The 6,413-nt window shown below is 66.5% G+C and carries 9 protein-coding genes; 4 read left to right on the forward strand and 5 right to left on the reverse strand.

Annotated elements, in window-relative coordinates:
* Positions 1-107: 107 nt before the first annotated feature.
* The 5 genes from GM1_RS20995 to GM1_RS21015 form a co-directional block, all read right to left on the reverse strand.
* Complete coding sequence (locus GM1_RS20995) at positions 108-890, reverse strand: exodeoxyribonuclease III (RefSeq protein WP_008382261.1); 783 nt, start codon at positions 888-890, stop codon at positions 108-110.
* A gap of 5 nt (positions 891-895) precedes the next feature.
* On the reverse strand, positions 896-1,360 hold the full coding sequence (locus GM1_RS21000; RefSeq protein WP_008382262.1) for a barstar family protein: 465 nt from the start codon (positions 1,358-1,360) through the stop codon (positions 896-898).
* Entirely contained in the window at positions 1,357-1,869 is a 513-nt protein-coding gene (locus GM1_RS21005) for a guanyl-specific ribonuclease (RefSeq protein WP_040520947.1), read from the reverse strand. Before GM1_RS21005 ends, GM1_RS21000 begins: the two co-directional genes overlap by 4 nt.
* A 74-nt stretch (positions 1,870-1,943) precedes the next feature.
* Positions 1,944-2,615 carry a GNAT family N-acetyltransferase, cg3035/Rv0428c family gene (locus GM1_RS21010; RefSeq protein WP_008382264.1) on the reverse strand — a complete coding sequence of 224 codons (672 nt, stop codon included), beginning with the start codon at positions 2,613-2,615 and terminating at the stop codon, positions 1,944-1,946.
* Positions 2,616-2,618: 3 nt separating this feature from the next.
* Positions 2,619-3,209, reverse strand: coding sequence for a peptide deformylase (locus tag GM1_RS21015; protein ID WP_008382265.1), 591 nt, complete (start codon positions 3,207-3,209; stop codon positions 2,619-2,621).
* A gap of 219 nt (positions 3,210-3,428) precedes the next feature.
* Between GM1_RS21015 and napA the strand changes: the two genes are divergently transcribed.
* The 4 genes from napA to GM1_RS21035 all read left to right on the forward strand — a co-directional run bounded on the left by napA (position 3,429) and on the right by GM1_RS21035 (position 6,257).
* Positions 3,429-3,773 (forward strand): nucleoid-associated protein NapA, encoded by a 345-nt coding sequence (napA, locus tag GM1_RS21020; protein WP_008382266.1) that lies wholly within the window; start codon positions 3,429-3,431, stop codon positions 3,771-3,773.
* 180 nt (positions 3,774-3,953) lie between these two features.
* Positions 3,954-4,466 carry a LytR C-terminal domain-containing protein gene (locus GM1_RS21025; RefSeq protein WP_040520945.1) on the forward strand — a complete coding sequence of 171 codons (513 nt, stop codon included), beginning with the start codon at positions 3,954-3,956 and terminating at the stop codon, positions 4,464-4,466.
* Between the two features lie 36 nt (positions 4,467-4,502).
* On the forward strand, positions 4,503-5,102 hold the full coding sequence (locus GM1_RS21030; protein ID WP_008382268.1) for a superoxide dismutase family protein: 600 nt from the start codon (positions 4,503-4,505) through the stop codon (positions 5,100-5,102).
* Positions 5,103-5,123: 21 nt separating this feature from the next.
* Positions 5,124-6,257 carry a glutamate--cysteine ligase gene (locus GM1_RS21035; protein WP_008382270.1) on the forward strand — a complete coding sequence of 378 codons (1,134 nt, stop codon included), beginning with the start codon at positions 5,124-5,126 and terminating at the stop codon, positions 6,255-6,257.
* The last annotated feature ends 156 nt before the right edge of the window (positions 6,258-6,413 follow it).

Genomic DNA, 6,413 nt, shown 5'->3' on the forward strand with positions numbered 1-6,413 from the left:
GACTCGCTTCGCTCGCTCAAGGAGCAGTAGGAATGAGCTGCTCAAGGAGCAGTGGGGAGTGAGCTGCTCAAGGAATTGATGGGGAGCGGGCCCGCTCAATGGGGCAGTCAGGAGAGGTCGAGGACGAGGGGTGCGTGGTCGCTCGCACCCTTGGCGGCGCGGGCGGCAGTGTCGATGAACGCGTCGTGCACGCGATCGTTCAATGCCGGAGAGCACAGGGCGAAGTCGATGCGCATGCCCTCGTTCTTCTGGTGCCTGCCCGCGGTGTAGTCCCAGAAGGTGTAGGTGTCCGGGCCTGGCGTGAACGGCGCCGCGCTGTCCGCGTATCCGGCGTCGACGAACGCGCGGAAGGCGGCACGCTCGGCGTCCGACGTGTGCGTGCGTTCGGCGAAGTAGTCGACGTCCCAGACGTCATCGTCCGTCGGCGCCACGTTCCAGTCGCCTGCGAGCGCGATCTGCGCCGCCGGGTCGTGAGTCAGCTCCAGTTGCATCACTCCCGCGAGAGTGTCGAGCCATTCGAGCTTGTACGCGAGATGGGGGTCGCCCGGCGCCCGTCCATTGGGGACGTACAGGCTCCACACGCGGACACCGCCGCACATCGCCGACATCGCGCGGGCCTCGCGGACGCCGTCGTACTCCGGCTGACCGTCGAATCCGAGATGTACATCCTGCAGACCGACGCGGGATGCGATGGCGACGCCGTTGTATCCACCGGTGCCGTGGAACGCCACGTCGTAGCCGTGGGCGATGAAACTCATCACCGGGAACTGATCATCGGAGCACTTCGTCTCCTGGATGGCGAGCACGTCCACGGCGTGCCTGGTCATCCACGCGACGACGTCCTCCGACCGGGCGCGGATCGAGTTCACATTCCAAGTGGCCAGGCGCATGCCGTTCAGTCTCTCCCAGTGACGGTCACGACGGAAACCCCTGTCCTGGACCACCTGTCGCGGACGGTGCCGGGATCGTCGGAGACGAGCAGGATCGCGAACGACCGTCCGTGGGCACGATGATGGTCGTGCCAGAACTCGACCGATTCGGCGAACCAATCGAGGGAGTCGGTCTGGGCGCCCAACAGGCCGTCCGCGTCGCCGACAACGGTCAGGTAACCGGTGGAGGCAGTGCCTTCGGCGGTGCGCAGATCGGTCGGGAGATCGCGCATGCAATCATCGAGGGCGTCTCGGTTGAAGCCGAAGTGATCCGGGAAGTCCCAGGCCAACGCGAAGGCATCGAGCACCTCGTCGACAGTGGTCATCTCGGTGGCGTCCACTCGTCGAGCGATCACGCCGGTGCCGTAGAGCGACGGCACAGTTGTCGCGACGCCTACGACGCCGGTGCGGACGAACTCGTCGATGCTCATGTGGACGGGCCTCGGATCTTGGTGAACGTCTCGTAGTGATCGAGCGTGTAATACGCCGAGCCGTCGCTGCCGGTCACGATGCGTTCGGCGTCGCGGCCACGGCCACGCTGCTTCGGATTCACATCCCACTCGCGATAGGTGATCCGCTTGCCCTTCAACGTCTTCGACGGCAGGCGTCGCTCGTTGTTGCGGAACACGTCGCCGCCGTGCGTGCCGGGAGCATTCGCCGCTGCGGGCCAGTCGCCTGCATCGACGTACTGCAGGGTCTGCTGCACGCGTGCGGGGGTGTCCGACGGTCCCGGCCTCTCGGTACGCGAGCGGTCGGCCGGACTGGTCTTGCTTCCGTCGACGATGCTCATGGACGACGATGCGGGAGTCGCCTCGTCGGTGGAGCTCCGGCCGTCGATCCACCAGGTCAGCGCTACGACGGCGAGGAGGACCAGCACGCCGAGGGCGGACGCGGCCATGCGGCGACGTGAGTGTTCGGGGGCGTCTGTGGGGGAGGACATCACCGTCCACGGTAGCGGCTCGCCCGGCTCCGGCCGCATCGGGCGGCGCCAACCCAGTCGGTCCGGCAGGCCGATCACAGAGCGTGGATGCGTCCTGTGTGGTGGAGCGCCAGCCCAGCACGTCGAGCAGCGTCTCGTGCAGTCCGATCGTCGGTGGTGAGGGTCGTCGCCCATCGGCCGGGGGAGAACTCGACGGCGTCGACCGTCGGCGTCACATCGGCGACGAGCACTTCGACGTCGAGTCCGCCGTCGAGTACGGGGATCGATCCGGTTCGCACCAGCCGATCAGGCAGAAGAGCGCGAGGATGCAGGTCGCGGTCGGCGTACCAGGAGCGGATGTCCGGCAGTGCGGCCGACGACGCGGTGAAGCCGACCGGAACGGCCAGGTCGCCGCGGAGTCCGGCTCCACCTGCGTGCAGCAACCACCCGTCGATCTCGGCGTGGTCGCCTCCCGCCGCAGTGCACAACGCACGCTCGACGTCGCGAATCTCCGAGTTCCGGACCACCCTGCGCGACAGGGTCCGCACCGCGGTGATCGCCGTGCGCGGGATCGTGTGCTCCACGTCGTCGCGGCGAACGACAAACCGGTCGGCGTCGGCGGCGACGAGCACACCGGTCACGTCCGACAACGTCGGACTGTGTGGCAGCGCCGGATTCGGAGCGTTCCGCCAATCGGCGGGCGCGTCGCGCGCGAGCCGGTAGCGCACGACAACACGGTCGCCGACCACCGGATCGGGAGTGCTCACGACTCAGTCGTCGTGGCCGAACGGATCGCGGACCTCGCCCGGGGTCCACGTGAGCCCGGGCACACCCCAGCCGTTGCGCTTGATCGCCTTCTTCGCGGCGCGCGCGTTGCGTCCGACGAGCACATCGACGTACAGGTAACCGTCGAGGTGGCCGGTCTCATGCTGCAGCATGCGCGCGAAGAAGCCGTTGCCCTCGATCTCGACGCGCTCACCGGCGCGGTCGGTGCCCACGACCTTCGCCCAGTCGGCGCGGCCGGTCGGGAACCCTTCGCCCGGAACCGACAGGCAGCCCTCGTCGTTGTCGTCGGGATCGGGCATCGTCTCCGGGATCTCCGACGTCTCGAGCACCGGGTTGATCACCTCGCCGCGGCGTCGCACGCCGCCGTCGGGGCAGTCGTAGACGAACATGCGCAGGTCACGGCCCACCTGATTGGCGGCGAGGCCGACACCGTTCGCCGCGTCCATGGTCTCGTACATGTCGTCGAGCAGGGTGATGATCTCCGCTGACGGAACGCCCTTGTCGTCGAGCTCGACGGGAGTCGTCGGCGCGTGCAGAACCGGTTCGCCGACGATGCAGATCGGAAGAATTGCCATGGCTGAACACTTTACCGGCGTAACCGGTCGTCGTCGCCGGTGCGTGTCGTCGTGAGGTGACGCGTTGTCAGTGGTTAGACTCATCGGCGAAACCACACGCGTGTGATTCCTCCTCGAGCCTGGTGGCTCGGGCGGGCGGGGACTTTGCGCGAGCGGAAGCACTTTCGGCAGTGGACACTCGGCGACATGCTTTTTGACGGCATTCGGTAAGGGAGCGAGATGGACGGCGCAACCGCGCGAACCCCCAAGGACGACGACTCGGCCGTCGCTGCGCAGAACAGTCTGCCTGCTGACCCGCACGAGGTCGGAGCCGACGGGCTGACTCGACGCGAACACGACATCCTCGCGTTCGAACGCCAGTGGTGGAAGTACGCAGGATCGAAGGAAGAGGCGGTCAAGGAACTCTTCAGCCTGTCCGCCACCCGCTACTACCAGATCCTGAACGCCCTGGTCGATCGGCCGGAAGCGCTCGCCGCCGATCCGATGCTCGTCAAGCGTCTGCGCCGACTGCGCGCGTCGCGCCAGAAGGCGCGTGCGGCCCGTCGTCTCGGCTTCGACATCTGACGTGACTCGACATCCCTCGCGTAAGGTTCCCGGATCTTCGGTGAACACGATGGTTTCGCTCGATCTGACGGTGAATCGGGGAACCTTACGCAGGGCGCGTTCGATCTGAGGACGCTCGTCGGAGATTCTCCAGACACGCCCTAGACGTACTACGCGACGTCGTGAGCTAAAGTTGCCGTGATGAAAGCTGACCGAGAAACCAACCGGCTTCCGCTCCGAGCGGGGGCCATGCTCTTGCTCGCGATCGCCGTGGTCTGCATCGGCCTCGGATGGCACAGCGCGGCCACGAGCGGCGACGACGGCAAAGCCGATCTCGCAGACACGCAAACCAGTGCGTCTGCAGACCAGACGCCCTCGGCTTCGACTCCGAAGAAGGCGTCCACGTCCACCGCGCCCAGCACCGTGACGGACGCCGCCGACGTCGGGACGATGTGCGTCCTCAACGCAGGCACCCAGACCGGTCTCGCCGGTGAGGTGTCGGATGCGCTGAAGGCAGCGGGCTTCACGGTCAGCGAGGCCGCGAACCTCTCCACCGCCAGCATCAGTGAGAACACGATCTTCTACGGTGCAGGCAAGGAATCGGCGGCCAAGAAGGTCGCCGAATCGGTGCCGGGCGGCGCCGACGTCACCGAGCGTCCCGCAGCGTTCACCAAATGCCCCGGCGAACTCGCCGTCGTGGTCGTGTCCAAATGACCTCAGCCCTCTCCATCACGCGATCTAAGGAGCGTCATGTTCGCCCGTAACCTCACCGGAATCTCGACCACCCGAGTCCTGGCAGTGGTCGCTGCGGCCGGTGCCGCAGGAGCCGTCCTCGCGGGCTGCTCGCCGGACGAGCACCCCTCCGACGTCCCCGGCACCCGTCCGGCAGTCATCACCGGCGACCAGGTCCAGCCCGGTGACGACGTCAACGCGGGCGTCCAGCGGTCCAACAGCGACGCGGCCACGGTCACCATCGTCAACATCGCGGGCAACAACGTCGGTTCGGCGACCTTCACCACCGAAGACGACGCCGTCACCTTCGAGATCCGCCTGTCTGGTCTGGAAGCAGGCGAGCACGGCGTCCACATCCACTCGGTCGGCAAGTGCGAAGCCTCCACGAAGTTCGCGTCGGCGGGCGACCACCTCCAGGTGGGCGGCCACACCGGCAAGCCGGAGAGCGGCGACCTCGGCTCGATCACGGTTCTGAAGAACGGCACCGGAACCCTCAGCAAGTCGACCGACGCGTTCAAGGTCAACGACATCCGCGGCAAGGCGATCGTCGTCCACAAGGTCGGCGACTCTGACGGCACCCAGCGCGAAGCGTGCGGTGTCATCGCAGGCCGCGTCTAGCAGGAATCGCAGGTCGCGGCGGTGGGGGTCCCGATCACACAGATACCGTTCGTCGGTTCACCAGAACCGACACTCGGCGTCGAATGGGAACTCGCGCTCGTCGATCGGGACACCCGCGATCTGACGAACGCCGCACCCGACCTCTTCGAGTTGATCGCCGCACGCGGCGTCGACCGGGCCGGACAGATCCACAAGGAACTGCTCAGCAACACGGTGGAGCTCGTGACCGGGATCTGCCACACCACCGGTGAGGCGATGGCCGATCTCGGCGCGACGCTCGACGTGGTCCGTGGACTCACCGACGAGATCGGCGTCGACCTGTACGGCGCGGGTACCCACCCGTTCGCGGAATGGTCCGCGCAGCAGCTCACGGAGGGACCGCGGTACGCCGAACTGATCTCTCGCACGCAGTGGTGGGGTCGACAGATGCTGATCTGGGGCGTCCATGTGCACGTTGGGATCAGCCATCGCGACAAGGTGCTGCCCATCCTGTCGTCCCTGCTCAAGTACTACCCGCATCTCTTGGCGCTCTCCGCGTCGTCGCCGATGTGGGGTGGTCACGAGACGGGATACGCAAGTAACCGCGCGATGATGTTCCAGCAGCTCCCGACCGCGGGACTGCCGTTCCAGTTCGAGAAGTGGGCTGAGTTCGAGGCGTTCGCCGCAGACCAGATGACCACCGGGATCATCGACCATCTGAACGAGATCCGGTGGGACATCCGCCCGTCCCCTCATCTGGGGACCATCGAGGTCCGCGTGTGCGACGGCGTGTCGAACCGGCAGGAACTCGCGGGACTGGTCGCACTGATCCACTGTTTGATCGTCGACCTCGACCGCCGCCTCACCGCAGGCGAGACTCTTCCGCAGATGGCCCCGTGGCTGGTGCAGGAGAACAAGTGGCGTGCGGCGCGCTACGGCATAGACGCAATCATCATCGAAGACTCCGACTGCGCGGAGCGGCTCGTGACCGAGGATCTCGCCGAGTTGCTCGTCCGACTTGAGCCTGTCGCCGTGTCCCTGGGGTGCTCAGCCGAACTGGCGTCCGTCGCCGACATCGTGGCCCGCGGGGTCAGCTACAACCGCCAGCACGAGGTGTTCGCCCGTACCGGATCGTTGCGCGACGTCGTCTCGTCCGTCGTCGCCGAACTCGACTGATCTTCCACTGCTCCCTGACGCCTCCCTGCACTTCAAGTGAGCGCACTCCACACTGTTCCTTGAGCGAACGCACCCCTACTGCTCCTTGAGCGAACGGAGTGAGTCGAAAGGTATGCGCGCGCTTCGACTCACTTCGTTCGCTCAACGAGCAGGGAG

It is taken from the genome of Gordonia malaquae NBRC 108250 (genome assembly GCF_000344135.1).
Lineage (GTDB): Bacteria > Actinomycetota > Actinomycetes > Mycobacteriales > Mycobacteriaceae > Gordonia > Gordonia malaquae.

Coding starts and splice junctions, on each gene's coding strand:
- GM1_RS20995 (WP_008382261.1), bottom strand. CDS start 890: ATGCGCCTGGCCACTTGGAATGTGAACTCGATCCGCGCCCGGTCGGAG.
- GM1_RS21000 (WP_008382262.1), bottom strand. CDS start 1,360: ATGAGCATCGACGAGTTCGTCCGCACCGGCGTCGTAGGCGTCGCGACA.
- GM1_RS21005 (WP_040520947.1), bottom strand. CDS start 1,869: ATGTCCTCCCCCACAGACGCCCCCGAACACTCACGTCGCCGCATGGCC.
- GM1_RS21015 (WP_008382265.1), bottom strand. CDS start 3,209: ATGGCAATTCTTCCGATCTGCATCGTCGGCGAACCGGTTCTGCACGCG.
- napA (WP_008382266.1), top strand. CDS start 3,429: ATGGACGGCGCAACCGCGCGAACCCCCAAGGACGACGACTCGGCCGTC.
- GM1_RS21025 (WP_040520945.1), top strand. CDS start 3,954: ATGAAAGCTGACCGAGAAACCAACCGGCTTCCGCTCCGAGCGGGGGCC.
- GM1_RS21030 (WP_008382268.1), top strand. CDS start 4,503: ATGTTCGCCCGTAACCTCACCGGAATCTCGACCACCCGAGTCCTGGCA.